The 25,833-nt window shown below is 58.1% G+C and carries 19 protein-coding genes and 1 riboswitch; of the genes, 3 read left to right on the top strand and 16 right to left on the bottom strand.

The window, feature by feature from the left end; genetic code table 11:
* Positions 1–67: 67 nt before the first annotated feature.
* Positions 68–2,170 carry a methionine--tRNA ligase gene (gene metG, locus FA91_RS11725; protein WP_072032304.1) on the bottom strand — a complete coding sequence of 701 codons (2,103 nt, stop codon included), beginning with the start codon at positions 2,168–2,170 and terminating at the stop codon, positions 68–70.
* An 86-nt stretch (positions 2,171–2,256) separates the two neighbouring features.
* Between metG and apbC the strand changes: the two genes are divergently transcribed.
* Together apbC and pagP are read left to right on the top strand one after the other, a co-directional pair.
* Positions 2,257–3,369, top strand: a complete 1,113-nt coding sequence (apbC, locus tag FA91_RS11720; protein WP_034915941.1) for an iron-sulfur cluster carrier protein ApbC — start codon at positions 2,257–2,259, stop codon at positions 3,367–3,369.
* Positions 3,370–3,534: 165 nt separating this feature from the next.
* Positions 3,535–4,161 (top strand): lipid IV(A) palmitoyltransferase PagP, encoded by a 627-nt coding sequence (gene pagP, locus FA91_RS11715; RefSeq protein ID WP_082212587.1) that lies wholly within the window; start codon positions 3,535–3,537, stop codon positions 4,159–4,161.
* A gap of 8 nt (positions 4,162–4,169) precedes the next feature.
* On the opposite strand, the gene FA91_RS11710 is transcribed toward pagP, so the two are convergent.
* A complete protein-coding gene (locus FA91_RS11710) occupies positions 4,170–4,592 on the bottom strand; it encodes a GNAT family N-acetyltransferase (RefSeq protein WP_034915938.1) in 423 nt (140 codons plus the stop codon).
* Between the two features lie 3 nt (positions 4,593–4,595).
* Positions 4,596–4,844, bottom strand: a complete 249-nt coding sequence (locus FA91_RS11705; protein WP_034919241.1) for a hypothetical protein — start codon at positions 4,842–4,844, stop codon at positions 4,596–4,598.
* Between the two features lie 155 nt (positions 4,845–4,999).
* Positions 5,000–5,096, top strand: a riboswitch (TPP riboswitch).
* Positions 5,097–5,299: 203 nt separating this feature from the next.
* On the opposite strand from FA91_RS11705, the gene thiD reads away from it, so the two are divergent.
* Entirely contained in the window at positions 5,300–6,100 is an 801-nt protein-coding gene (gene thiD / locus FA91_RS11700) for a bifunctional hydroxymethylpyrimidine kinase/phosphomethylpyrimidine kinase (RefSeq protein ID WP_034915936.1), read from the top strand.
* A gap of 125 nt (positions 6,101–6,225) precedes the next feature.
* Here the strand turns inward: thiD and FA91_RS11695 are convergent, their stop codons facing one another.
* The 13 genes from FA91_RS11695 to FA91_RS11635 form a co-directional block, all read right to left on the bottom strand.
* Positions 6,226–6,912, bottom strand: coding sequence for a GntR family transcriptional regulator (locus FA91_RS11695; RefSeq protein ID WP_034915934.1), 687 nt, complete (start codon positions 6,910–6,912; stop codon positions 6,226–6,228).
* Positions 6,913–7,010: 98 nt separating this feature from the next.
* Positions 7,011–8,471, bottom strand: coding sequence for a fructuronate reductase (locus tag FA91_RS11690; protein ID WP_034915932.1), 1,461 nt, complete (start codon positions 8,469–8,471; stop codon positions 7,011–7,013).
* A gap of 48 nt (positions 8,472–8,519) precedes the next feature.
* A complete protein-coding gene (locus FA91_RS11685; RefSeq protein ID WP_034915929.1) occupies positions 8,520–9,803 on the bottom strand; it encodes an MFS transporter in 1,284 nt (427 codons plus the stop codon).
* Between the two features lie 69 nt (positions 9,804–9,872).
* Positions 9,873–10,883 (bottom strand): Zn-dependent oxidoreductase, encoded by a 1,011-nt coding sequence (locus FA91_RS11680; RefSeq protein ID WP_034915928.1) that lies wholly within the window; start codon positions 10,881–10,883, stop codon positions 9,873–9,875.
* 17 nt (positions 10,884–10,900) lie between these two features.
* On the bottom strand, positions 10,901–12,115 hold the full coding sequence (gene manD, locus FA91_RS11675) for a D-mannonate dehydratase ManD (protein ID WP_034915927.1): 1,215 nt from the start codon (positions 12,113–12,115) through the stop codon (positions 10,901–10,903).
* 199 nt (positions 12,116–12,314) lie between these two features.
* The gene (yegS, locus tag FA91_RS11670) at positions 12,315–13,217 is read right to left on the bottom strand and encodes a lipid kinase YegS (RefSeq protein WP_034915925.1); all 903 of its coding nucleotides are present in this window, start codon (positions 13,215–13,217) and stop codon (positions 12,315–12,317) included.
* Between the two features lie 240 nt (positions 13,218–13,457).
* The gene (gene yegQ, locus FA91_RS11665; protein ID WP_034915923.1) at positions 13,458–14,840 is read right to left on the bottom strand and encodes a tRNA 5-hydroxyuridine modification protein YegQ; all 1,383 of its coding nucleotides are present in this window, start codon (positions 14,838–14,840) and stop codon (positions 13,458–13,460) included.
* A gap of 76 nt (positions 14,841–14,916) precedes the next feature.
* Positions 14,917–15,621 carry a two-component system response regulator BaeR gene (gene baeR / locus FA91_RS11660; protein WP_034915921.1) on the bottom strand — a complete coding sequence of 235 codons (705 nt, stop codon included), beginning with the start codon at positions 15,619–15,621 and terminating at the stop codon, positions 14,917–14,919.
* A gap of 11 nt (positions 15,622–15,632) precedes the next feature.
* Positions 15,633–17,018: a two-component system sensor histidine kinase BaeS gene (gene baeS, locus FA91_RS11655; protein WP_034915918.1), complete on the bottom strand. Its 1,386-nt coding sequence runs from the start codon at positions 17,016–17,018 to the stop codon at positions 15,633–15,635.
* A complete protein-coding gene (gene mdtD / locus FA91_RS11650; protein ID WP_034915915.1) occupies positions 17,018–18,418 on the bottom strand; it encodes a multidrug transporter subunit MdtD in 1,401 nt (466 codons plus the stop codon). Before mdtD ends, baeS begins: the two co-directional genes overlap by 1 nt.
* Entirely contained in the window at positions 18,418–21,483 is a 3,066-nt protein-coding gene (gene mdtC / locus FA91_RS11645; protein ID WP_034915912.1) for a multidrug efflux RND transporter permease subunit MdtC, read from the bottom strand. Before mdtC ends, mdtD begins: the two co-directional genes overlap by 1 nt.
* Positions 21,480–24,590 carry an MdtB/MuxB family multidrug efflux RND transporter permease subunit gene (locus FA91_RS11640; RefSeq protein ID WP_034915911.1) on the bottom strand — a complete coding sequence of 1,037 codons (3,111 nt, stop codon included), beginning with the start codon at positions 24,588–24,590 and terminating at the stop codon, positions 21,480–21,482. The genes mdtC and FA91_RS11640 overlap by 4 nt, the downstream gene beginning before the upstream one ends.
* Positions 24,590–25,816, bottom strand: a complete 1,227-nt coding sequence (locus tag FA91_RS11635) for an MdtA/MuxA family multidrug efflux RND transporter periplasmic adaptor subunit (protein WP_034915910.1) — start codon at positions 25,814–25,816, stop codon at positions 24,590–24,592. Before FA91_RS11635 ends, FA91_RS11640 begins: the two co-directional genes overlap by 1 nt.
* Positions 25,817–25,833 lie beyond the last annotated feature (17 nt).

The following is a 25,833-nucleotide window of genomic DNA, read 5'->3' as shown; positions in this document are numbered from 1 at the left end:
GTGTTGTGTGTCACATTTCACGATAAAAAACAGGGCGAAAGTCGCCCTGTTTTTTTGATGTCGCCGGTTATTTTACCTGCATACCCGGCTGTGCACCGCTGTCCGGGCTGAGCAGGAAAATGTCTTTACCGCCAGGGCCCGCCGCCATCACCATGCCTTCTGACAGTCCAAAGCGCATTTTGCGCGGCGCGAGATTTGCCACCATTACCGTGTGACGGCCAATCAGCACCGCCGGGTCCGGGTAGGCAGAACGAATGCCGGAGAATACCTGGCGCGTTTCGCCCCCTAAATCCAACGTCAGCTTCAGCAGCTTATCGGAGCCGTCCACAAAGGTGGCGTTCTGGATCAGCGCGATACGCATATCCACTTTGGCGAAGTCATCAAAGGTAATGGTTTCCTGAATCGGATCGTCGGCCAGCGGGCCGGTCAGGGCCGGTTTGTTCGCGGCAGCGGCGTCCTCTTTGGAGGTGGCAACCAGCGCATTAACCTTATCCATCTCAATACGGTTATACAGCGCTTTGAAAGGAGAAAGCGTGTGGTTCAGCAGCGGCTGTTCAATCTCGTCCCAGCGTAGCGGCTGATTCAGGAATGCTTCAGCGCGTTCGCTCAGGCTCGGCAACACCGGCTTCAGCCAGGTCATCAGCACGCGGAACAGGTTGATACCCATGGTACAAATTGCCTGAAGATCGGCGTCGCGGCCTTCCTGCTTCGCCACGACCCACGGCGCCTGCTCGTCAACGTAGCGGTTGGCCACATCGGCCAGCGCCATGATTTCGCGCACCGCGCGGCTGAATTCACGGTTGCTCCAGGCTTCGCCGATACCGGCTGCGGCGTCGGTGAAGGTTTTATACAGCGCCGGATCGGCCAGTTCGGCAGAAAGTTTTCCGTCGAAGCGTTTGGTGATGAAACCGGCGTTACGTGAGGCAAGGTTCACCACTTTGTTTACGATATCGGCGTTCACGCGCTGCACGAAATCTTCCAGGTTCAGGTCGATATCATCAATGCGTGAGGAGAGCTTGGCGGCGTAGTAATAACGAAGGCTGTCGGCGTCCAGATGATTAAGCCAGGTGCTGGCTTTAATAAAGGTGCCGCGCGATTTCGACATTTTGGCTCCGTTCACCGTCACATACCCGTGTACAAACAGATTGGTCGGCTTACGGAAATTACTGCCTTCCAGCATCGCCGGCCAGAACAGGCTGTGGAAGTAGACGATATCTTTGCCGATGAAGTGGTAAAGGTCGGCATCAGAATCTTTCTGCCAGAAGGCGTCAAAATCAATGTCACCGCGCTTATCGCACAGATTTTTAAATGAGCCCATGTAGCCGATTGGCGCGTCCAGCCAGACGTAAAAATACTTGCCCGGCGCGTTCGGAATTTCAAAGCCGAAGTAGGGCGCATCGCGGGAAATATCCCACTGTTGCAGGCCCGACTCAAACCACTCCTGCATCTTGTTCGCCACCTGCTCCTGTAGGGCACCGGAGCGGGTCCAGGCTTGCAGCATGTCGCTGAAGGCTGGCAGGTCGAAGAAAAAGTGCTCCGACTCGCGCATCACCGGCGTGGCGCCGGATACCACCGATTTGGGTTCGATCAGCTCAGTCGGGCTGTAGGTCGCGCCGCACACTTCACAGTTATCGCCATACTGGTCGGCGGATTTGCATTTCGGACAGGTGCCCTTCACAAAGCGATCCGGCAGAAACATGCCTTTTTCAGGATCGTAAAGCTGAGAGATGGTGCGGTTTTTAATAAAACCGTTCTCTTTCAGGCGCGTGTAGATCAGCCCGGACAGCTCGCGATTTTCATCGCTGTGCGTTGAGTGATAGTTGTCATAACTGATATTAAAGCCAGCAAAGTCGGTCTGATGCTCCTGACTCATTTCGGCAATCATCTGCTCGGGGGCAATGCCGGACTGCTGAGCTTTCAGCATAATCGGCGTGCCGTGGGCGTCATCCGCGCAGATGAAGTAAACCTGGTTGCCGCGCATTCGCTGGTAACGCACCCATATGTCCGCCTGGATGTGTTCAAGCATGTGACCGAGATGGATAGGGCCGTTTGCGTACGGCAGTGCGCACGTTACCAATATTTTTTTCGCGACTTGAGTCATAGTAAGACTTAGCTCATACCTGTTAAAGAAAGGGTCTAGATGGTAACCGAGTGTGCTGTCCGGGTAAATGTTCTACTGTTGATTTTCGCATCCGGCCGCCGCCGCATCTGATATGCTGTGCGGTACAGAACTTATCGAAAAAAGAAGGAGCCAGGATGACCTCTCACTCTGCCGGGCAACATTCGCCGGAAGCGCTGCGCGCTATGGTGATGGGCGTGTTGACCACGTTTGAACATCCCACGCTGAAGCACAATCTGACCACGCTGAAGTCGCTGCATCACTGCGCCATGATGGATAATACGCTGCATATCGACCTGATGATGCCGTTTGTCTGGCGCAGCGGCTTTGAGGCGCTGAAGGAAGCGACCAGCGCCGAACTGTTGCGTTTAACCCACGCCACGGCCATCAGCTGGCGCCTTAACCACGATGTGGCGACCATGAAGCGCGTAAAAAATCAGCCCGGCGTAAACGGCGTAAAAAACATCATCGCAGTCAGTTCAGGCAAAGGCGGCGTAGGAAAATCCAGCACAGCTGTGAATCTTGCGCTGGCGCTGGTGGCTGAAGGCGCGAAGGTCGGCCTGCTGGATGCGGATATCTATGGCCCTTCGATCCCGGACATGCTCGGTACGCGGAGTGAGCGCCCGAGTTCGCCGGACGGCACGCACATGGCACCGATTATGTCGCACGGCCTGGCGACCAACTCTATCGGCTATCTGGTGACCGATGATAACGCCATGGTCTGGCGCGGCCCGATGGCCAGCAAAGCGCTGATGCAGCTGCTTAACGAAACGCTGTGGCCGGACCTGGACTATCTGGTGTTGGATATGCCGCCGGGCACCGGCGATATCCAGCTCACGCTGTCGCAGAACGTACCGGTCACCGGCGCGCTGGTGGTGACCACGCCGCAGGACATTGCGCTGGTTGACGCCCGCAAAGGCATCGTAATGTTTGAAAAGGTCAGCGTGCCGGTGCTGGGGATTGTAGAGAACATGAGCATGCATATTTGCAGCAACTGTGGACATCACGAACCGATTTTCGGCAGCGGCGGGGCAGTGAAACTTGCTCAGCAATATAATACGCGTCTGCTGGGGCAGCTTCCGTTACACATTACCGTACGGGAAGATCTGGACGACGGGCAGCCGACGGTGGTGCGTCGCCCGGAGAGCGAGTTTACTCAGCTTTACCGCGATCTGGCAGGTGCGGTCGCCGCGCAGATCTACTGGCAGGGTGAGGTGATCCCGGACGATATCTCCTTCCGCGCGCTTTAGTATGAAAAACGGGATCGTTGATCGTTCCCGTCTTCAGGCCGCCCAATCGCGGCGGCCAGCTTCCTTTTTTATCCTCTGCCTGCGCTGACCACCGTGTCGTTCATTGAATATTTATACTTCGGTCCTTATTATCAGCCGCTTTAAAATATCCGGGGATACATATTCATGACAGCGGCAAGATTGAGGCGTTTTGCGCCGCACATCCTCCATGAGAAGAGGGTAAGAGATGCGCAGCGTGGTTTCGCGCTTTCAATTGCGCTTCTGATCAGCGGGACATTTTCTGCGCATTCAGCCACCGTTTCACAAAAGATTAAAAACAGTTGGAATACGTTCAGCGATAACGTTGCGCAAACCTGGCAACAGTCTGACGGCGGCGACATCTACCTGCCGGCGATCACCTGGCATAACCGCTGGACTTACGATGACGAACATATCGAAAAATATAACGAGCGCCCCTGGGGAGCCGGTGGCGGCGTTTCGCGCTACGACCAGAAAGGTAACTGGCATGGTCTCTATCTGATGGCGTTTAAAGACTCTTTCAACAAGTGGGAGCCCTTTGGTGGTTACGGCTGGGTGGCCACCTGGCGGCCGTTAGCGGATGACAAATTTCACTGGGGAGCAGGCTATACCGCCGGTTTTACCGCGCGCGATAACTGGAAATACATTCCTGTGTCCGCTGTACTGCCGCTGGCAGCGGTGGGATACGGCAATCTGGATTTGCAAATGACCTATATTCCGGGCACTTACAATAATGGAAACGTCTTTTTCGCCTGGCTGAAATATCACTTTTAAACCGGGAGTTAACGCACAAAGTGCATCAGCCAGTACGCGCCGTGTTCGGCTTCGCCATCGGAAACAATCTCCCAACCGTGGCGCTGATAGAACGCGGTCGCGGCCTCATTGGCTTTGAGGCACTTCAGCGCGCCCGTTGAGGTAAATTTTTCCTGCACTGCATTCAGCAGCGCGCTGCCAACGCCCTGGCGCTGACAGTCAGGATCGATAAACAGGCTGTGCAGAAAATTATCATTAGGCAGCACGGCGGCAAAGCCAAGACGGCGGCCGTCCTGCTCGGCCACCCAGACCCGCTCCCCCAGCGTCACCCGGTCAAAGTCTTCCAGCCGCCAGTCGCTGTCATCGAGCCAGCGCCAGTTCGCTTTGCGCGAGGCCAGAAAAAGCGTGCGCAGAAAAGGGCGGTCGTCTTCGGTAAAGCGGCGAATGTGCATCGTTTATCCCACCAGCATGACGTAGCGCTCACCATCAATGCCGGTGCCGCGATAGTCATAATCGATCTTACCGGCTTCAAATAGCTGATCCAGTAAGGCAAAGTTATCCGGCGGCGTCACGTTGCAACGGTGATTCAGCGTGCTATCACGAATCGAAAATGTGCGATCGCCGCGGGCGATCTGTTCCAGATAGTGCAGCATGCGTAGCGCGGCCAGGCTGATGCCGTACTGTTCGTTAAGAGGTCTTATCATCGTTTCTTCCATCGGCTTCGCTTTCGGCCTGATGCTGAACAGGGTAGCGGATTGGCAGAGGATAGTAAAAATTAGCAGCAGGCGACGGTGCAGTGCTGTACAACGCGTTCTGCAATCTGCTTTACTGTCTGGCGAGCAGACCAGTAGTCTGTTTACCACCTGACTCGGGGTGCCCTTCCACGCGAAGGCTGAGAAATACCCGTTGAACCTGAACTGGATAATGCCAGCGTAGGGAAGTCAGATGCCTGAGCGCATCGCCTTCTTGATCGCCGGTTGGGAGTATGTATGATCCAACCTCACACCGTTCTTGCGGCTGACGCCGCCGCCTCTCTCGCGCAGTATCATCAACGTTCCCTGACCCGTGACGTAATGCAGACCTTTACCGACAACCGGTTACTAACATCTTACGCTTTCTCTCTGGCATTCCTCTGCACGCTGCGCATGGAGGTAACGCGATGAAACGTATCAATGCATTGACCATCGCCGGAACCGATCCCAGCGGCGGCGCGGGCATTCAGGCGGATCTGAAAACGTTTTCCGCGCTCGGCGCCTATGGCGCCAGCGTGGTAACGGCACTGGTGGCGCAAAATACCCACGGCGTACAGGCAGTGCATCATATCGATGCCGAATTCGTGGCGGCGCAGCTCGCCTCGGTGCTGGATGACGTGCGTATCGACAGCATTAAAATCGGCATGCTGGCGGAGAGCGGCATCGTTGAAACGGTGGCAGCAAGCCTCGAAAGCGCGGCGGTGCCGTGGATCGTGCTGGATACGGTGATGCTGGCAAAAAGCGGCGATGCGTTACTTTCTCCGCGCGCCGTGGCGACGCTGCGTGACACGCTGTTGCCGATGGTTTCACTGATTACGCCAAATCTGCCTGAAGCCGCCACGCTGCTGGGCTGTTCACCGGCACAGAATGAAAAGGAGATGCGTCAACAGGGCAACGCGCTGCTCCGGCTGGGCTGCCAGGCGGTGCTGATGAAGGGCGGCCACCTGAGCGATGCAGAAAGCCCCGACTGGCTGTTTACGCATGACAGGGAGCAGCGTTTCAGCGCGCCGCGCGTGCCGACAAATAACACCCACGGCACCGGCTGTACGCTCTCTGCGGCGCTGGCGGCGCTGCGTCCCCGCCACAGCGACTGGGAATCGACGGTGCAGGAGGCAAAAACCTGGCTACAGGGCGCGCTGACGCAGGCGGATTCGCTGGAAGTCGGCAGCGGCATCGGCCCGGTTCACCATTTCTGGCAATGGTGGTAGCGACACTTTTTCAGCCGGGAACGCTCTGCAAAATAGAGTCAGCGGTTTGCATCATGCGTGAGGCTGATAGCCAAAGTCGCCACCGTTGTCTGACGGTCGCTGACCTGCTTCTCACCGGGAGCAGGTCAGGACTGCTCAAACCATTCGCTGTTTTGCTCGGCAATAGGGGTAATGGAGAAAATCATCTCCTGAAGATGGCGCCGCAGTGCCTGTTCAGCCGCATCGGCATCTCTGGCGAGCAGCGCATGATAAATCTCTTCATGCTGCTGAATCAGACTCTCCGGCGGAGAAACTTTACTCAGGGTCAAAAAGCGCACCCGATCCATTGCCGCTTTAATGTTCTCCACCGTCTCCCACGCCAGTTCGCAGTTGATGCTTTGCGCAATCAGCCGATGGTAGTCGTCATCCAGCAGCAGAAAAGCCTGACTGTCGTGACGCGATGCGGCCATTCGCTGAAGCTGAAGATTATGCTCGAGGCTGGCAAGCGAGTCTGCGCCTGCCTCCAGCGCAGCGCGACGTATTACCGCCACCTCGACGGCTTCGCGTATAAAACGGCCATCCGCCACGCGCTGCGCGGAGATCTTACGCACAAAGGTGCCACGCTGCGGCAGCACCTGCACCAGTCCGGCTTCCGCCAGCTTGATAAAGGCTTCTCTCACCGGCTGGCGCGATACGCTGAACCGTGAGGAAACCTCTTTTTCTGACAGCAGCGAGCCGGGCGGAATAGCGCAGGTCACAATATCCTGTCGCAGGAAGCGATAAATCTGCTGATTTACCGGCTCGGTAGCGGTAATAACATAGGCAATCGACATTGGGCGATATCCGTATAGCGGATGGCCTGAGCCAGCCGCACAATGCATAAAAGCCTCAGTCTAAACAGCGCGCTGGCTGCGCGCCAGCGCTTATTGACTCAGGCAGCCGATAGCGCCTGTTTCACCGTTTCTTTTGCGCCAAGCGTGGTGAGTTGCTGATAAAAATCATTAACGCGGGCGACAAATTTACCCTCGGTGGGCAAGTCTTCACCAAATATTGCATTCACTGCCAGCAAACCCGCCACGCGTGATTGATTTGACGACGTCTCAGCAACGATCTGCGCCAGCCTGTCACGCATAGGATCGTTAATCTCAATCGGTTCACCGCGTTCGTCCACGCCGCTGACGTATCGCATCCAGCCCGCCACGCCCAGTGCCAGCAGCGTAAAGTCAGAGCCGTTTCGCAGATGCCAGCGGATGCTGTCCAGCCAGCGCTGCGGCAGCTTTTGCGAGCCATCATTGGCGATTTGCGCGGTGCGATGCTTAATGGCGCGATTTTCATAGCGGGCGATCAGCGAATCGGCATAGGCTGCCAAATCAACATCGGGCGTATGCAGCGTGGGTGCCTGCTCAGCCATCATCAGCTTACGCGCCGCCGTGCGAAAATGGGTGTCGGCCATACAATCGCTGATGTGCTGGTAACCAGCAAGATTGCCAAGGTAGGCGAGAAAAGAGTGGCTGCCGTTCAACATGCGCAGCTTCATCTCTTCATACGGCAGCACGTCGCTGACCAACTCCGCACCGGCTTTTTCCCACGCGGGGCGGCCGCTGACAAAGTTGTCCTCAATTACCCACTGAAAAAAAGGCTCGCAGGCCACGCCAACCGGATCGTTGCAGCCCAGTCTGTCACGCAGCACCGCGTGCGTTTCCCCGGTCATGGCCGGGACGATGCGGTCCACCATCGTGGAAGGGAAGGTGACATTTTCACCGATCCAGTCGGCCAGATCTGTATCCTGTTGCTTTGCCAGAGCGATCACCACGTTGCGGGTCACATGACCATTTTCCGGCATGTTATCGCAGGACATGACGCTAAACGGCGGCAGCCCGCGCTCCCGACGACGACGCAGCGCGGCGACGATCAAACCCGGCAGGGAATCAGGGGCATCGGGGTGGGCAATATCATGCGCGATAGCGGGATGTGTCAGGTTCAGTCTGCCGCTCGACGGCTCATGGCAGTAGGCTTTTTCCGTGACGGTCATGGAAACGATGGCGATATCCGGCTGGCTCATCGCGTCAATCACCGCATCAATGCCGTCTGAGCGTCCATGCAGGGCGGCGGTGATCACGCCAACAACGCGGAGTAATATCTGCTCATCGGCCATTTCCGCCACGGAATAACAGTAGTTCTGCTGCTTCAGTGCCTGAATCAGTTCGCCGCTGTTGAGATTGACTTCGCAGTAGCCCCAGTCGCTCTGATGCGCGCTGGCCAGTTTATCAGTGCAGAGTGCCTGATGAGCGCGATGAAAAGCGCCGAAACCGATGTGCACCATGCGAGTGCGCAGTTTGCTGCGGTCATAATCGGGACGAATAATGTTACCGGGGTATTCAGATGAGAGCATAGTGTGTCCTTTCTCAGCCAGGGCGCGGACTGCCGCGCCCTGTGATGTTCAAACTGAAACCGCTTTGTTTTGCGTTTTCGGATTTTTAATAACAAACAGCACCAGCAGCGCGCCCAGCGCGGCAACAACACCCGCCAGTACAAAGGCGCTGTCAAACTTGCCGGTATGATGCACGATGTAGCCGGTCACGATGGGGCCGACAATACCTGAAACACTGCCGATCAGATGAATAAAACCGCTGATGCCGCCAACGCGGCTTTTGTGTACTACGTCCTGAATAATAGCCCAGTAAATTGCGCCGGTGATATAGAGGAAGAAGATGGACACCGACATTAAAATCACCGCTGGATAGACACCTTTTACCGATCCCGCCAGCGCGACGCATATCGCCGCCGCCAGCAGCGAGGTCACCAGCACGATTTTGCGCGACAGCAGCAGTTTGCCGGTAATGTTGAATATTTTGTCTGAAATCCAGCCGCCCAGCGCCAGACCGACGAAACCGACGATCCAGGGGATCATGGTCGTCATACTCATCGATTTAATATCAAGGTTATGCGCCTGTACCAGATAGGCCGGGAACCAGCTCAGGAAAAAGAACAGGATGTAGTTGTAACAGAAGAAGGCGAAAGCGGTCACCAGGATGATCGGCTGACGCAGGTAGTAGCCAAGTCCATGTGCGGCATGGGACAGTTCTTCCTCAGGGCTGGTCTGCTCTTCTTTCAATGATGCAATCAGCGTGCGCTCTTCTTCGCTGACGCGACGGCTTTTCAGTGGATTATCCGACGCGATAAAGAACCAAATCACCATCCAGACGATACCGATTGCGCAGATGATCACAAACGCCGGACGCCAGCCGAAGGCGAGGGCGAGGTAACCTATAATCGGACCGGCAACGGCGCCGCCCAGCGGTGAACCGGCACTGAGGAAGCCCATTGCGGTAGCCGCCTGTTTTTTCGGGAACCAACCGTTGATGGCTTTGTTTGCCGAGGCGCAGATCGGCCCTTCCGCCATGCCGAACATTACGCGGAGGATCAACATCGACCAGAAACCGGTAGCCAGCGCGGTAAAGCCGCACATCAGCGACCACATGCCCACCGCGACACCCATGACGATGGTCGGGCCGAATTTGTCCGTTGCCAGGCCACCGATAAAGTTAAACAGCGCATAGCCGAAGAAGAAACTACCGAAGATCAGACCGAACTGTTCGGCGTTAAGCATTAAATCTTTCTCGATCATCGGTACGGTCAGCGACAGCGCGACGCGATCGAGATAGTTGATCATGTAGACGAAAAACAGCAGCAGTACTATTGTCCAGCGGAGGTTCTTAAACATAGTTATGCCTCGTTATATTTATCGTAGGAGGTAAGGAATTATGCGCCGTGCAGGCCGGCGCGTCTGGTGTTAACTAATGGCTAAAATAACCTTGCAGCAGCGTCGGGGATCTTTTTCAAACAGCGTCATCGCCTGCTCAATCTCGTTCAACGGCAGGGTGTGGGTTACCAGTTTTTCCGGGTGGATCAGCCCTTTTTCCATCCACTCAATCACGGCCGGGAAGCGATGGCTGTTGAGACGGGAAGTAAACAGCGACAGCTCTTTACTGGTCAGGCTCTGCTGTGTGATGGTGCAGGCATCGCCGGAAAAACCGAGCAGGCCGATGCGTCCGGCCGGTGAGGCGATGGCCGCGGCCTCGCTCAAAATAGAAGGATGGCAGGCGGCGTCGATGATGATGGTAGGCTTTATGCCTTCAAGCTGCGCCGCCAGCGGGATTTCACTGTTATCCAATACCCGGTCCGCACCATTGTCTTTCGCCAGCGCCAGCCGTTCGCTGAGGCGATCGACAACAATCACTTCACGAACGTTGTAGACACCTTTCAGCACCTGAATGGCGGTCAGGCCCATCGGCCCGGCGCCATAAATCAGCGCCACGTCATTGGGCTGCGGCTTAAGAAAGGCGGTGATATTGGCCGCAATGGTAAACGGCTCCACCAGGCTGGCGAAGTGGTCAGGAATGCTCTCCGGCAGGCGATACGCGTTGGCGGCGGGCGCGACGGCGTATTCGCTGAAGCCGCCGTCGCGATGCACGCCAATCACCTGAAGCTCGCTACAGACGTTAGGGCGGCCAACGGAGCAGGGGTAGCAGTGACCGCAGCTCACGACCGGATCGACCGCGACGCGCTCACCGATGCGCGCCGGGGAAACGCCTTCGCCCACCGCATCAATCAGGCCAAAAAACTCATGGCCGATAACGCGCGGATAGCGCGCAAACGGGTTGTGTCCATGCCAGATATGCACGTCGGAACCGCAGATGCTGGCATAGTGAACTTTCACCCGCACCTCACCTGCTGTCGGCTCAGGCAGCGGACGCTCCTGAAGCGTCAGCGTGCCGGGACATTCAATTACCACACTTTTCATAGCGTCTCCTCGTCCGTTTACCAGTTCCACAGCGTGCCGTCTTCAAGGCGCGCAACCGGGAGGTAGGCAGGCTCGTAGGGATACTTCGCCGCCAGTTTCTCATCGAACTCAATGCCAAGGCCTGGCTTGTCGCCAGGATGCATGTAGCCGTTATCGAATGTCCAGTTGTGCCGGAAGACTTCCATCATCTGCTCGGAGTAGCCCATATATTCCTGCACGCCGAAGTTTGGCACCCAGAGATCAAAATGCAGCGCGGCGGCCATACAAATCGGCGAAAGATCGGACGGGCCGTGAGAGCCGGTGCGCACCTGGTAAAGCGACGCGAAATCGGCGATACGGCGCATGCCGGTAATGCCGCCAGCGTGAGTAATGGTGGTGCGGATATAGTCGATCAGCTGCTCTTCGATCAGCTGCTTACAGTCCCAGATGCTGTTGAATACTTCGCCAACGGCAATCGGCGTGACGGTGTGCTGACGGATCAGACGGAAGCACTCCTGATTTTCGGCAGGCGTGGGATCTTCCATCCAGAACAGGCGTGAATCCTCGATGCTTTTACCAAAGCGTGCCGCCTCAATCGGCGTCAGGCGATGGTGCATATCGTGCAGCAGATGTTCTTCGAAGCCGAACCTGTCGCGGATTTTTTCAAACAGCTTCGGCGTGAAGTCGAGATACTTCTCTGTTGACCAGAGCTGTTCTTCCGGCCAGTTGCCTTTCGTAGCGGGTTCGTAGGCCAGGCCTTTACCCTTCGCCATGCCGTAGGTGGTTTTCATGCCCGGTACGCCGCATTGCGCACGAATGGCCTTAAATCCCATCTCTTTGTGTCTGGCGTAGTCGTCAATAACTTCATCCACGCTGTGGCCGGTGGTATGACAGTAAACCATCACGCCGGTACGCGAGGCGCCGCCCAGAAGCTGGTAAACCGGCATATTGGCCGCTTTACCTTTGATGTCCCACAGCGCCTGATCCACCGCCGAAATGGCGGACATGGTCACCGGCCCGCGCCGCCAGTAGGCGCCCTTGTAGAAGAACTGCCAGATGTCCTCAATCTGATGGGCATCGCGGCCAATCAGCTGTGGGCAAACGTGATCTTTCAGGTAGGAAGCGACCGGCAGCTCGCGGCCGTTCAGCGTGGCGTCGCCAATACCGGTTAAACCCTGGTCGGTGGTGATTTTAACCGTCACGAAATTCCTGCCGGGGCAGGTGACAAAGACTTCAGCGTGGGTAATTTTCATCTCTTTGATCCTTATATGAAGCAATGAAATAAACCTACGCTTTGACGTACTACCATACAAGTAAGGCGTATTGAATGTTCGACGGCGATCACATTTGTTGGTCAGAAAGGTTGATTGTTAAATTAATGTTTAATGTGGCGCTGATGCAGCCCTGGTCACGGGTGAGGGCCGCTAAAGAACGGCCCTGAGAATAAGGGAATTAAGCGAGCAGGGGACAGGAGGGCGGCAAACGGCAGGCGAGCGCGGCAGGGATCACTTCAATGTGGAACGAAGTGCCGCTGAGCGGTTCGCCGTCGAGGTTGAAGGTCATTTCATGAGGCGCGCGGATTTCAAGCCACGGCAACGAAGCACGGACAATATTGGGATTGTCATCGTCGCCGCCAATCACTGAATTGAACAGCGCCGGCAGAAGCTCTCTGGAGGTCACGATGCTGACCTCTAAATGACCGTCGTTGATCAGCGCGGCCGGACAAAGCCGCTGACCACCGCCCGCCTGGCGGCCGTTGCCGATACCGATCACCAGCGCGTCGCCCTGCCAGGAAAAATCAGGGCCGCTTAGTTCACAGCTATCAGCTTTCAGCGCATCCATGCGTATCAGGCCGTGAATAAAATAGGAAACACCACCAAGCGCGGACTTTAACTTCTCCGGCGTTTCGGTGGTGATACGGGTGCCGAATCCTCCGGTCGCCATATTGATAAAATAGCGCGTCTGGTTGACGCGCGCTAAATCAATGGGCTGTGCCTTGCCAAACACCGCCAGACGCAGAGCCGCATCCATCGTTTCAGGGATACCCGCGCTGGTGGCAAAGTCATTGGCGGTGCCGAGTGGGATAATGCCCAGCACCGGCCGCTGTCCTTCAGGCAGTCCCGCCAGCGCGGTGGCCACTTCGTTGATGGTGCCATCGCCGCCGCCCGCCACGACCGTTGTGGCCTGTAACGCTACGGCCTCGTTCACATAGCGCTCGCCGTCGCCATATTCCCAGGTTACCCGAACTTCAATGGGCAAACCTTCCCTGCGCAGCGTGACAATGGCCTCGCGCAGGGCTTCATTCCCTGCTCCTTTGCCGTTCAGAATGAGCAGCGTGAGCGAATGTTTATCCATAGAGTCTGTCCGGTTAGTGCAGGCCGCACGAGCCTGAGGTGCATCATTTATAGCATATTTGAAAGCATCCGGTTAAGGCATGGACGAAACCGGAAAAAGAAAAGCCCGACCGGGGGAGCCGGTCGGGCCAAGGAGGTGGTACGAGATTACGCTGCTGTTTAGAATTACTCGTTGTAAGCAGGCAGCATGATAACGAGAAAACGGCGTACGGAGTGTGATCGAATTCTAATATCCGTCACATTATGAGACGCGGTGTCCCAATGCGGCATTTCCATCAGTCTGCGCGGGGCTGACCGGGAAATTACGCATCAGCAGCGCAAAGGCCAGATCAATCTCTTCCGGCACCGGGATCCAGACGATATGGCCGTTGCCCGGCGCCACCTGTGCAGCCTGACCTTTATTGTTTTCCATCTCAGCCAGATGAAAGGTCACGTTGCCCTGCGGCGTCATCATTTCCAGACTGTCGCCGACGCTGAACTTGTTCTTTACTTCAACCTGCGCCAGATGCCCGCGACGCTCGCCGGTAAACTCACCCACAAACTGCTGGCTGTCCGAGGCGGAGTGGCTGCGTTCATAATTCTGATAGCTGTCGTGCGTGTGGCGGCGCAGGAAGCCCTCGGTATAGCCGCGATGGGCCAGGCACTCCAGCGTCTCAAGCAGCGAAGCGTCGAACGGCTTGCCCGCTGCCGCATCGTCAATCGCGCGGCGATACACTTGCGCGGTGCGGGCGCAGTAGTAGTGAGATTTGGTACGGCCTTCGATTTTCAGCGAATGGACGCCCATTTTCGTCAGCTGCCCGACGTGTGCGACCGCGCGCAGATCCTTCGAATTCATGATATAGGTGCCGTGCTCGTCTTCAAAAGCCGTCATGTATTCGCCGGGGCGCGACGCTTCTTCAATCATAAATACGCTGTCGGTGGGCTGACCTTCGCCAAGTACGGGCTCAACGTGGCGCACCGGAATCGGCTGCTGCTGGTGCACGATATTTCCCAGCGTATCTTCCTTGCCTTCCTGCACGTTATATTGCCAGCGGCAGGCGTTGGTGCAGGTGCCCTGGTTAGGATCGCGTTTGTTGATGTAGCCAGAGAGCAGGCAGCGCCCGGAATAGGCCATGCACAGCGCGCCGTGCACGAAGATCTCCAGTTCCATGTCCGGCACCTGCTGACGAATTTCAGCAATCTCTTCGAGCGAAAGTTCACGCGATAAAATGACGCGGGTTAATCCCATCTGCTGCCAGAATTTCACCGTTGCCCAGTTTACCGCGTTGGCCTGCACTGACAGATGGATATCCATCTGCGGGAACGCCTCGCGAACCATCATGATCAGGCCCGGATCGGACATGATCAGCGCGTCCGGCCCCATCTCTACCACGGGTTGCAGATCGCGAATAAAGGTTTTCAGCTTGGCGTTATGCGGCGCGATATTCACCACGACGTAAAACTTTTTACCCAGCGCGTGGGCTTCATTGATGCCGGTCGCCAGGTTCTCGTGGTTAAATTCGTTGTTACGCACGCGCAGGCTGTAGCGGGGCTGGCCCGCGTATACCGCGTCAGCGCCGTAGGCGAAGGCGAAACGCATATTTTTCAGCGTACCTGCCGGGGAGAGAAGTTCGGGTTTAAACATGAGTATCTCGGTGTGAACGGGCAACCTCGCAAAAGAGCGGGAATTGTAGAAGTTGCCCGAAAGAATGTAAATTGCGCTAGATCAAGCGGCACACATCTGCTTCCCAGCGGTAGCCCATGCCGTAAACCGCGCGGATAAAGGGCTGATCGGCATCAAGGGACTCCAGCTTGCGCCGCAGGTTCTTGATATGGCTGTCAATAGTGCGATCGGTCACCACGCGATAATCATCATAAAGGTGGTTGAGCAACTGCTCGCGTGAGAATACTTTTCCCGGCTCCTGCGCGAGCGTTTTCAGCATGCGAAACTCGGCGGGCGTGAGATCCAGCGCGTCGCCTTCCCAGCTTGCCTGAAAGCGGCCTTCATCCACCACCAGTCGCGAGCTTTTTTGTGCTTCTTCCGGTGAGCGCAGGCAGCGTTTGAGAATGGTTTTGACGCGGGCGACCACTTCACGCGGGCTGAACGGCTTGCAGATGTAGTCGTCGGCGCCAATTTCCAACCCCAGCAGGCGATCGATCTCTTCAGTTTTCGCCGTGACCATCACGATCGGCACCTCGCTGGTACGGCGGATTTCGCGGCACAGCGACAGACCGTCCATGCCCGGCAGCATTAAATCGAGCAGGATCAGGTCGGGTGGCGTCTGCTGAACCCACGCCAGCACTTCGTCGCCGCGCAGCAGGTGATGCGTGCGATAGTTTGCTGCCTGAAGATAGTCCACCAGCAGCTGGCCAAGCTTAGGTTCGTCTTCCACGATAAGGATCAGCGGTTCATGCGTTTCGTTCATAGCGCTCTGCTTCAGTTATGCTTGAGCGGTAAGTTTACCGCAATTTGCAGGCCGCCCGCATCAGCGTGATGCGCAGTGATAGTGCCGTCGTGCGCCTCAACGATATTCTGACAAATGGCCAGCCCCAGACCGGAACCTCCGCTGGCGCGGTTGCGCGAGCTTTCCGCGCGATAAAAACGCTCAAAAATTTGCTGGCGCTGCGCGTCGGTAATGCCGGGCGCGCTGTCGTCAAACTGTATGATAAGGCTGTCAGGCCGTGAAAGCAGGGTGACAACCAGGCCGCCGCCGGCATCGGTATAACGCAGGCTGTTTTCCATCAGGTTAGTGAAGAGCTGCATCAGGCGATCGGGATCGCCAAACATATCAGCACGCTCCGGCAGCCTCAGCGTCAGCGTCAGGCCGTGAGCGGCGAAGCGCCCGGTAAAGTTTCCGGCGACCAGCTCCAGCAGCGGCACCAGATCGGTATTGCTTTTACGGTAGGCGAGCGCGCCCTCGTCGGAAAGCGAGAGCTGATGCACATCATCCACCAGCTTGGTCAGTGTCGCCACCTCGCCCTGAAGCGAGACGATGGACTCAGGCGTCAGTTTGCGCACGCCATCCTGAATCGCCTCCAGTTCGCCGCGCAGGATCGCCAGCGGCGTGCGCAGCTCGTGAGAAATATCCGCCATAAACGCGCGGCGCATGCTCTCATTTTTTTCCAGCGTGCTGGCAAGACGATTAAAATCCTGCCCCAGCCTGCCCAGTTCGTCGCGGCTGTTGGCCTGCACCCGGCTGGTGAATTCGCCCGCCGCCAGGCGGTGCGTGCCTTCGACCAGCCGTTTCACCGGCGCCAGCAGGCCGCGCGACATCAGCCAGGTGACCAGCGCCGCCAACAGCATGGTCAGGCCCACGATGATCCAGCTGGTTCTGCGCTGCTGCTGATCGAAGTTAATATCGGCGCTGCGCGTCAGTCGCTCCGGCGGTGAACCGATCACCCAGCCGACCACGCGCCCATCGCTGAGGGTGATATTGCGCCGCGACCCTTCCGGCGGTATTGGATCGCGCGGGCCGATCATCACATGGAAACGCTGATCGAGTACCCAAAATGCCGTGCGCCAGCCGTGCGGCGGCAGCTGATTATTGGCATCGGGATTCTGTTCCAGCGAGCGCAGGATCTGAAACACCAGTTTGTTATTGTGGCGCAAAAAATCCCAGTTGCCGTGCTGCTCGTACTGATCGGCCAGCGCGTCGCTGAGCATATTCAGCCGCTGCTCGTTTCCCTTCTTGATGTAGTCAATAAAGCCATGCTCAAAGCTTAAGCGTACGCCCCAGTGCATGGTGATCAGCACCAGCATGCAGGTGGAGAATATGGCGGCGAAGAGCTTGGCGGTAATGCCAATGCGCAGCTTTGCAAACATCAGGGTTTCCTCCTGCGCCTGAGCACGACGTTCTTACTGATATCATTGGGCACCCGCAAGAAGATCAGCGCCGGCAGCGCGATAATCAGCGCGATACATAACCAGGTGTAGATAAAGGCCTGGTGAAGGCCATCGGACTGTGTCGGCTGACCAAAGGTGCCGAGCAGCAGGCCAGCGACGGTCACGCCGATACTCATTGATAACTGCATCACCATCGACAGCAGGCTGTTGCCGCTGCTCGCCAGGTCGTCAGGCAGTTCTTTTAACGTCAGCGTATTCATCGCCGAAAAACGAATGGCGTTCACCATCCCCTGGAAAAAGAGCACCACCGGCAGCAGCAGGTTCCAGCCCATCATCGCCACGAACAGCAGCAGCAGCACGACCGCCGCCAGCGCAAACGTTGAGCCGGTCAGCACGTTACGGTAGCCAAAACGGTTAACGATTTGCACCACGATGCGCTTCATGCCCATGTTGCCCAGCACCATAGGGATCATCATCAATCCGGCGTGAAACGGCGAATAGCCCATGCCAATTTGCAGGAAAATCGGTGTCATAAACGGCAGCATACCGCTGCCGATACGTCCCGCCAGGCTGCCCAGCAGCCCCAGCGTGTAAACCCGGTTGTCGAACAGCCGCAGGCTGAACAGCGCTTTTTCATTGCCGCGCGCATGCAGCAGATAGAACAGCAGGGAAAAGACGCCCGTCAGGATCAGCAGACAGAGCAGCAGCGGTGGAATGCCTGAGCCGCGCTGACCATCCAGCGCCAGCGTCAGCGTCGCCATGCCCGCCGCCAGCAGCAGGAAACCCAGAAAATCGAAGCGTTTCGGCGGCAGCGACAGATTCTGCATCAGCATAATCGTCGCCACGGCGCCCGCCAGCCCGACCGGCAGATTAATCAGGAAGATCCAGTGCCAGCTGGCGTACTCGACCAGCACGCCGCCCAGCGCCGGGCCAAGCAGCGGGCCGATCTGGCCGGGCAGGGTAACAAAAGTCATCGCCGCCATATACTGCGTGCGCGGCACCAGTTTCATCACCGTCAGGCGGCCCACCGGCACCATCATCGCGCCGCCGATGCCCTGCACTACGCGCGCGGCGATGAGCTGATCCAGTGAGGTCGACATCGCACAGAACAGCGAGCCGATGCTGAACAGAATAATCGCGCTACAAAAGATATTGCGTACGCCAAAACGGTCGGCCAGCCAGCCGCTGACCGGCAGCATCACCGCCACCGTCAGCACATAGGAGACGATCACCGAGTGCATATTCAGCGGGCTTTCGTTCAGGCTGGCGGCCATAGAGGGCAGGGCGGTGTTGACGATGGTGGTATCCAGCGTCTGCATAAAGAAACCGAAGGCGACGATCCACAGTTGCCAGCGCACGGTGGCGGGGAGCGTATTCATCAGCTAACAGTCTCCATTCCTCTTTTGCGGCGCAGCTTATCCATATACAGATAAACCACGGGCGTGGTGTAAAGGGTTAATAGCTGGCTCATCACCAGGCCGCCAGCGATAGTGATGCCGAGCGGTTGACGCAGCTCGGCACCGTCGCCGCTGGCCAGCACCAGCGGCAGCGCGCCAAACAGCGCGGCCAGGGTGGTCATCATAATGGGCCGGAAGCGCATCAGGCTGGCTTCAAAAATCGCCTCGCGCGCGCTGAGATGGCCGCTGCGCTGCGCATGCAGCGCGAAGTCCACCATCATAATCGCATTCTTTTTCACGATGCCAATCAGCAGCAGAATGCCAATCAGCGCAATCAGGCTGAACGGCGTGCCAAACAGCTCCAGCGCCAGCAGCGCGCCGACGCCTGCCGAGGGCAGGGTCGAGAGGATGGTCAGCGGATGCACGTAGCTCTCATACAGCATGCCGAGCACGATATAGACCGTGGCGATAGCGCCCAGGATCAGCCAGATCTGACTGCCCTGCGACTGCTGAAAAAGCTGCGCGGTGCCGGCGAAGCTGCCGCGTACGCTGTTCGGCACGCCGAGCGCGGTCATGCTGCGATCGATAGCGGTCGAGGCCTGAGATAGCGAGACGCCTTCCGGCAGGTTGAAGGAAATGGTCGACGCAGCGGAAAGCCCCTGATGGTTGACTGAAATCGGCGCGTTGGCCGGTTGCCAGCGGGCAAAGTACGACAGCGGAATGGCCTTGCCGTCGCTGTTAAGGACATACATCAAATCCAGCGCGCTGACGTCCTGGGTATAGCGCGGATCCACCTCCATCACCACCTTATACTGATTCAGCGGCTGATAAATGGTGGATATCTGCCGCTGCCCGAACGCGTCATTCAGCAGGTTGTTGATATCTGAAACGCTGATCCCTAACCGCGACATGGTTGCGCGATCGTAGGTGAGTGCCAGCTCTGCGCCATTGTCCTGCTGATCGGAGTTGATATCGGCCAGTTCAGGCAGAGTGGCGAACGCTTTGCGGATCTTCGGTTCCCACAGGCGCAGATCGTCAAGGTTGTCCGACAGCAACGTGTACTGATAGCTGGCGCTGGACTCGCGTCCACCCGCGCGCAGATCCTGCACCGCCATCAGGAAAAGATTAGCACCCGGCTCTTTCGCCAGTTTCACCCGCAGCCGGGCGATAACCTGCTGCGCGCTCTCGCTGCGCTGGCCGAGCGGCTTCAGCGAAATAAACATTGAGCCGCTGTTGGTGCGTGAACCGCCGGTAAAGCCCACCACGCTCTCTACGGCCGGATCGCTGCGTACGATCTTCATAAAGTCTTCCAGCTTGCTGCGCATCGACTGGAACGAGATGCTTTGATCCGCCTGAATAAAGCCCATCAGCCGTCCGGTATCCTGCTCCGGCATGAAGGTTTTCGGAATGGCCACGTAAAGATACAGGGTCAGGCCGATGGTGCCGAGGAACAGCAGCAGCGTCCAGCGCGAGTGATTTAACACCTGCTTCAGCGACCGGCCGTAAGCGTGCTGTAGCCCGTTCAGCACGCTGCCGATGCGCCGCTTGCGCGGCTGTGCAGAGGCAGGCCGCGCGCGCAACAGCCGTGCGCACATCATCGGCGTCAGCGTCAGTGAGACAACCAGTGAAATCAGTATGGAGACAGAGAGGGTGACGGCAAACTCTTTAAAGAAGCGTCCTATCAGCCCGCCGAGCATCAGCAGCGGCAGGAATACCGCCACCAGCGAAATGCTCATCGACAGCACGGTAAAGCCCACTTCACGTACGCCCTGCAACGATGCCTGAAGCGGTTTCATTCCGGCTTCGACATGGCGCGAAATATTCTCCAGCACCACGATCGCATCATCCACCACGAAGCCGGTCGCCACGGTCAGCGCCATCAGCGACAGGTTATTGAGGCTGAAATCGCACAGGTACATGGCGGCAAAGGTGCCGATAAGCGATACCGGTACTGCCACGGCGGGGATCAGCGTGGCGTGGCCCGAGCGCAGGAAAAGAAAAACCACGGCGATCACCAGCCCCACGGCGATAGCCAGCGACTGCTCCACTTCCTCCAGCGAAGCGCGGATGGTGGGTGAGCGATCCTGTGAAACCTCAAGGTTGATGGCGGCAGGCATGCCTGCGCGCAGCTCGGGCAACTGTTGGCGAATGCGATCGATGGTATCGATGATATTGGCTTCGGGCAGCTTACGGATCAGCATCAGGATCGCGGGCCTGGCGTTTGCCATCCCGGCGTTGCGCACGTCTTCCACCGAGTCCGTTACCGTCGCGACGTCCTTCAGCCGTACCGCCGCGCCGTTGCTGTGATGAATGACCAGCGGCTGATATTCCGCCGCGGTTTTCAACTCGTCGTTGGTTTTCACCTGCCAGCGCTGCTGCTGATCTTCAATGGCGCCCTGCGGCCTGCGCTGGTTGGCGTTAGCAATGGTTTCGCGTACTGCGTCCAGCGAGACGCCCTGGTTAAATAACGCCTGCGGATTCAGCGCCACGCGCACCGCCGGGAGCGAACTGCCGCCGACCGTGACGTCGCCCACGCCTTCAATCTGCGCCAGCTTTTGCGACAGCTGCGTGGAGGCGTAATCGTACATCTGACCTGGCGTCCAGCTATCCGAAGTGAGGCTGATGATGGCTATCGGCGCGTCGGAGGGATTGATTTTTCGCCATTTCGGGCGGTCGGGCATGCCGGTGGGCAGCAGGCTTTGCGAGGCGTTGATCGCGCCCTGCACGTCACGCGCCGCGCCGTTGATGTCGCGGTCAAAATCAAAAACAAGAATGATGCGCGTGCTGCCCAGCGAGCTGGTGGAGGTCATTTCGCTGACGCCGGAAATACGCCCCAGCGCGCGCTCCAGCGGCGTGGCGACCGATGATGCCATGATTTCCGGCGAGGCGCCGGGTAGCGAGGCGGAAATAACAATCACCGGGAAATCCACCTGCGGCAGCGGCGCCACCGGCAGCAGACGAAAACCCAGCACGCCCGCCAGGGTGATGGCAAGCGTCAGCAAAATAGTGCCGACGGGCCGGTGAATAAAAAGCGCAAAAAATCTCACTGCGGCGCCCCCTGGCTGAAGCGACGGCGGGTGGCATGCGCGAGGCGGTCAAACAGGAGATAGATAACCGGCGTGGTAAACAGCGTCAGCACCTGACTGACGATCAGCCCGCCGACCATCGCAATACCGAGCGGTTGACGCAGTTCCGCCCCGACGCCCTGGCTTAGCATCAGCGGCAGCGCACCGAGCAGCGCCGCCAGCGTGGTCATTAAAATCGGCCGAAAGCGCAGCAGGCAGGCCTGATAGATAGCATCGTAAGGCGTCATGCCCTGTTCCCGCTCCGCCGCCAGCGCAAAATCAATCATCATGATGGCGTTCTTTTTCACAATGCCGATAAGCAAAATAATGCCGATAATGGCGATCACATCCAGTTCATTGCCGCTCAGCATCAGCGCCAGCAGCGCGCCAACGCCTGCGGTCGGCAGCGTGGAGAGAATGGTAATGGGATGAATAAAGCTCTCATACAGCACGCCCAGAACGATATACATCGCCACCACGGCGGCCACGATCAGCCAGACGGTGCTGGAGAGCGCGGCCTGAAAAGCCAGCGTGCTGCCCTGAAAGCGCGTCATGATCTCCGTCGGCATCGACAGATCCTTTTCCGCCTGACTGATGGCGTTAACCGCCTGCTCCAGCGAATAGCCGTCGCTGACGTCGAAAGAGAAGGTGGTCGACGGGAACTGATCAAGATGGCTGATACCCAGCGCGCCGTAGCGCTGCCCGATGGTGGCGATGGCGCTGAGCGGCACCACCGCGCCGTCGCTGCCTTTCAGGCGGATGCCGTCCAGGCTTTGCAGGCCCGGCGTGGTAGTGGTGTCGTGTTCCAGCACCACGCGATACTGGCTGGCCTGGGTATAAATGGTAGAAATAAGCCGCTGGCCGAAGGCGTTGTAGAGCGCGTTGTCCACGTCCGCCATTGAGATGCCCAGCCTGCTGGCGCTGTCGCGGTTGACGTTAACCCAGGCTTCCAGCCCGCGATCCTGCCAGTCGCTGCTGACGTTTTTCAGGGCGGGCAGGGTCGCCAGTTTGCTGGTCAACTGCGGCACCCACAGGCTCAGCGAATCAAGGGAACTGGTCTGAAGCGTAAACTGATACTGCGTTCGGCTGAGCTGGGTATCAATAGTTAAATCCTGCACCGGCTGAAGATAGAGACTGACGCCGGGCACGTTGTCTACGGCGGATTGCAGGCGCGCAATCACCGTCGGGATACGATCTTCACGCTGATCAAGCGGCTTAAGATTAATTTGCAGTCGCCCGCTGTTCAGCGCCGGATTGGTGCCGTCGACGCCAACAAATGAGGTCAGGCTCTGCACCGCTGGATCTTTCATAATGATCGACGCCACCTGCTGCTGGCGCTGCGCCATGCTGGCATAGGAGACGGACTGCGGCGCCTGAAGCGTGCCCTGAATGATGCCGTTGTCCTGAAGCGGGAAGAAACCTTTTGGAATGGCAATCCACAGCAGTACGGTAATGACCAGGGTGGTCAGCGCCACGCCGAGCGTCAGCCACGGATGATTAAGGACGCGGCGCAGAATACGACCGTAACCGGCAATAATGCGTGAAAACATCGCTTCGCTGGCACGGGAGAAACGGTTTTGCTTGCGCAGCGACTCCACACTGAGCATCCGTGCGCACATCATCGGCGTCAGGGTAAGCGACACCACGGCGGAGATCAGAATCGAAATGGCCAACGTCACCGCGAACTCACGAAACAGCCTGCCGACGATATCGCCCATAAACAGCAGCGGGATCAGCACTGCGATCAGTGAGAAGGTGAGGGAAATAATGGTAAAGCCGATTTCACCTGCGCCTTTCAACGCGGCGGCCATCGGTTTTTCGCCTTTTTCGATATAGCGCGAGATGTTCTCGATCACCACGATGGCGTCATCGACCACAAAACCGGTGGCGATGGTCAGCGCCATCAGCGTCAGGTTGTTGATGGAAAACCCAAGGAAATAGATCACCGCAAAGGTGCCGACCAGCGACAGCGGCACCGCCACGGCAGGAATGATCGTCGCAGGCACGTTGCGCAGAAACAGATAGATGATCATCACCACCAGCGCGATAGAGAGCATCAGCTCAAACTGCACGTCGTGCACGGAGGCGCGGATGTTGGTCGTGCGGTCGGTGAGCATTTTCACCTCGACCGACTTCGGCAGCGAAGCGGTAAGGGCGGGCAGCATCTGACGAATATTGTCGGCGGTGGTAATAATGTTCGCACCCGGCTGACGCTGAATATTGAGCACGATGGCGGGCTGGCGGTTGGCCCACGCGCCCAGCCACTCGTTTTCGGCGCCCTGTTCGATGGTCGCCACGTCGCGCAGGCGAACCGGCGCGCCGTTCTGCCAGGCAACGATGAGCTGGCGATAGTCCTCGGCGGATTTCATCTGATCGTTGGCCGAGAGCGTGATGGAGCGCTGCGGGCCGTCCAGGCTGCCTTTGGCCGAATTAACGTTGGCGTTACTGATGGCGGTGCGCACTGTTTCGCTGTCGAGGCCGAGCGCAGCCAGCGCCTGCGCGTTCAGCTTCACGCGGACGGCGGGGCGCTGGCCGCCGGAAAGCGTCACCAGCCCGACGCCCGTGACCTGAGAAATCTTTTGCGCCACGCGCGTTTCCACCATGTCGTGAACCTGCGTCATCGGCATGCTGGTGGTGGTGACCGCCAGGGTCATGATCGGCGGGTCCGCCGGGTTGACCTTGCTGTATACGGGCGGATTGGGCAGGTCGGAGGGGAGCAGATTCGTCGCCGCGTTGATCGCCGCCTGCACTTCCTGCTCGGCCACGTCAAGCGGCAGCGTCAGCTGAAACTGTAGCGTCACCACCGATGCGCCACCGGCGCTTTGCGAGGCCATCTGTTTGAGGCCGGACATCTGCCCGAACTGGCGTTCAAGCGGCGCGGTAATGGCCGAGGTGATGACATCCGGGCTGGCGCCGGGGTAGAGCGTGACCACCTGAATGGTCGGATAGTCCACTTCCGGCAGGGCGGATACGGGCAGCGCACGGTAGCCAAGAAAGCCCGCCAGCAGAATGGCGATCATCAGCAGCGTGGTGGCAACCGGACGTAAAATAAACTGGCGGGACGGCCCGCCGTCGGCGCTCACCTGCATCAGGAACGTGCTCCTTTCGCTGGCTGCACGCGGGCATCCGGCTGGATGGACTGCGGCGCGACAACCTCAACCGTCGCGCCGTCGGTCAGGCGGTCGGTGCCATCGGTGACGACGCGTTCGCCGACGTTCAGTCCGGCGTTGACCACGGCTTTCTCGCTGTCCTGCATACCCACGGTGATCAATTTTTTACTGACTTTGTTTTCGGCGTTCACCACCCAGACAAAGTGGCCTTCACTGCCCATTTGCAGCGCGGCCGCCGGAACAACGATTGCGTCGTTCAGCGTGCTGGCCTTTAATCGTGCGTTAACAAACTGGTTGGGGAAAAGCGCGTCGTCGGTATTGCTGAACCGCGCTTTGAGCCTGAGTGTGCCGGTGGTGGTGTCGATCTGATTATCCATGCTTAACAGCGCGCCGCTGGCGATCAGCGTGCTGTTGCCGCGATCCCAGGCCTCGACCGGCACCGGTTGACCGCTTTTTCTGGCGGCAACCAGGGTGGCGATATCATTTTCAGGCAGGCTGAATACCACATCAATCGGATGCGTTTGCGTGATAATGACCAGGCCATTGCTGTCGCCGCTGGTCACGTAGTTGCCCACGTCCACCTGCCGCAGGCCAACGCGGCCCGCGACCGGCGCAATAATGCGACTGTAGGTTAGATTGAGTCGGGCGCTGGCGACGCTGCCTTCGTCGGCTTTCAGCGTGCCGAGCGTTTCATTAACCAGCGAGCGTTGATTATCCAGCTCCTGTTGTGAAACCAGATTGGTTTTCGCCAGTTTTTCATAGCGGGTCAGATCGCGGCGGGCGTTGGCCAGCGTGGCCTGATCTTTCGCCTGCTGACCCTGCGCCTGCGTCAACGCCACCTCGTAAGGACGTGGATCGATCTCTGCCAGCAGTTGGCCTGCCTTGACCTCTTCGCCTTCGGTGAAGTGGACGGCCATCAGCTCGCCATCCACGCGGCTGCGCACGGTCACCGTATTGGCGGCGGTCACCGTTCCCAGGCCGGTGAGAAAGACCGGCACGCTCTGCCGTACGGCGGCGCTGGCCTGCACCGGCACCGTGGCGCCCGTCGCACCGCGTCGGCCGCCACTTTTTCCGCCTTTGCCGCGTGGCGCTTCGGTGGTTTTTTCCGACGGCTGGCTGCTGTGCCACCAGGCGTAACCGCCAGCCAGACAGGCAAAGACGATGAGAACAAGGATTATTTTCAGAGGACGACGCCCGGCATTCATATTGTTATGTGCTCTCC

Origin of the sequence: Erwinia sp. 9145, assembly GCF_000745075.1 — a bacterium.
Taxonomy (GTDB): domain Bacteria; phylum Pseudomonadota; class Gammaproteobacteria; order Enterobacterales; family Enterobacteriaceae; genus Erwinia; species Erwinia oleae.
This window is presented reverse-complemented; position numbering and strand designations above follow the sequence as displayed.

Excerpts from the sequence above, each read along its gene's own strand:
- pagP (WP_082212587.1), top strand. The coding sequence starts at position 3,535 with ATGACAGCGGCAAGATTGAGGCGTTTTGCGCCGCACATCCTCCATGAG.
- FA91_RS11680 (WP_034915928.1), bottom strand. The coding sequence starts at position 10,883 with ATGAAAAGTGTGGTAATTGAATGTCCCGGCACGCTGACGCTTCAGGAG.
- FA91_RS11690 (WP_034915932.1), bottom strand. The coding sequence starts at position 8,471 with ATGCTCTCATCTGAATACCCCGGTAACATTATTCGTCCCGATTATGAC.
- yegS (WP_034915925.1), bottom strand. The coding sequence starts at position 13,217 with ATGGATAAACATTCGCTCACGCTGCTCATTCTGAACGGCAAAGGAGCA.
- FA91_RS11695 (WP_034915934.1), bottom strand. The coding sequence starts at position 6,912 with ATGTCGATTGCCTATGTTATTACCGCTACCGAGCCGGTAAATCAGCAG.
- FA91_RS11710 (WP_034915938.1), bottom strand. The coding sequence starts at position 4,592 with ATGCACATTCGCCGCTTTACCGAAGACGACCGCCCTTTTCTGCGCACG.
- apbC (WP_034915941.1), top strand. The coding sequence starts at position 2,257 with ATGACCTCTCACTCTGCCGGGCAACATTCGCCGGAAGCGCTGCGCGCT.
- FA91_RS11705 (WP_034919241.1), bottom strand. The coding sequence starts at position 4,844 with ATGATAAGACCTCTTAACGAACAGTACGGCATCAGCCTGGCCGCGCTA.
- mdtD (WP_034915915.1), bottom strand. The coding sequence starts at position 18,418 with ATGAATACGCTCCCCGCCACCGTGCGCTGGCAACTGTGGATCGTCGCC.
- yegQ (WP_034915923.1), bottom strand. The coding sequence starts at position 14,840 with ATGTTTAAACCCGAACTTCTCTCCCCGGCAGGTACGCTGAAAAATATG.
- baeS (WP_034915918.1), bottom strand. The coding sequence starts at position 17,018 with ATGTTTGCAAAGCTGCGCATTGGCATTACCGCCAAGCTCTTCGCCGCC.
- thiD (WP_034915936.1), top strand. The coding sequence starts at position 5,300 with ATGAAACGTATCAATGCATTGACCATCGCCGGAACCGATCCCAGCGGC.
- manD (WP_034915927.1), bottom strand. The coding sequence starts at position 12,115 with ATGAAAATTACCCACGCTGAAGTCTTTGTCACCTGCCCCGGCAGGAAT.
- FA91_RS11640 (WP_034915911.1), bottom strand. The coding sequence starts at position 24,590 with ATGCAGGTGAGCGCCGACGGCGGGCCGTCCCGCCAGTTTATTTTACGT.
- FA91_RS11685 (WP_034915929.1), bottom strand. The coding sequence starts at position 9,803 with ATGTTTAAGAACCTCCGCTGGACAATAGTACTGCTGCTGTTTTTCGTC.
- baeR (WP_034915921.1), bottom strand. The coding sequence starts at position 15,621 with ATGAACGAAACGCATGAACCGCTGATCCTTATCGTGGAAGACGAACCT.
- FA91_RS11635 (WP_034915910.1), bottom strand. The coding sequence starts at position 25,816 with ATGAATGCCGGGCGTCGTCCTCTGAAAATAATCCTTGTTCTCATCGTC.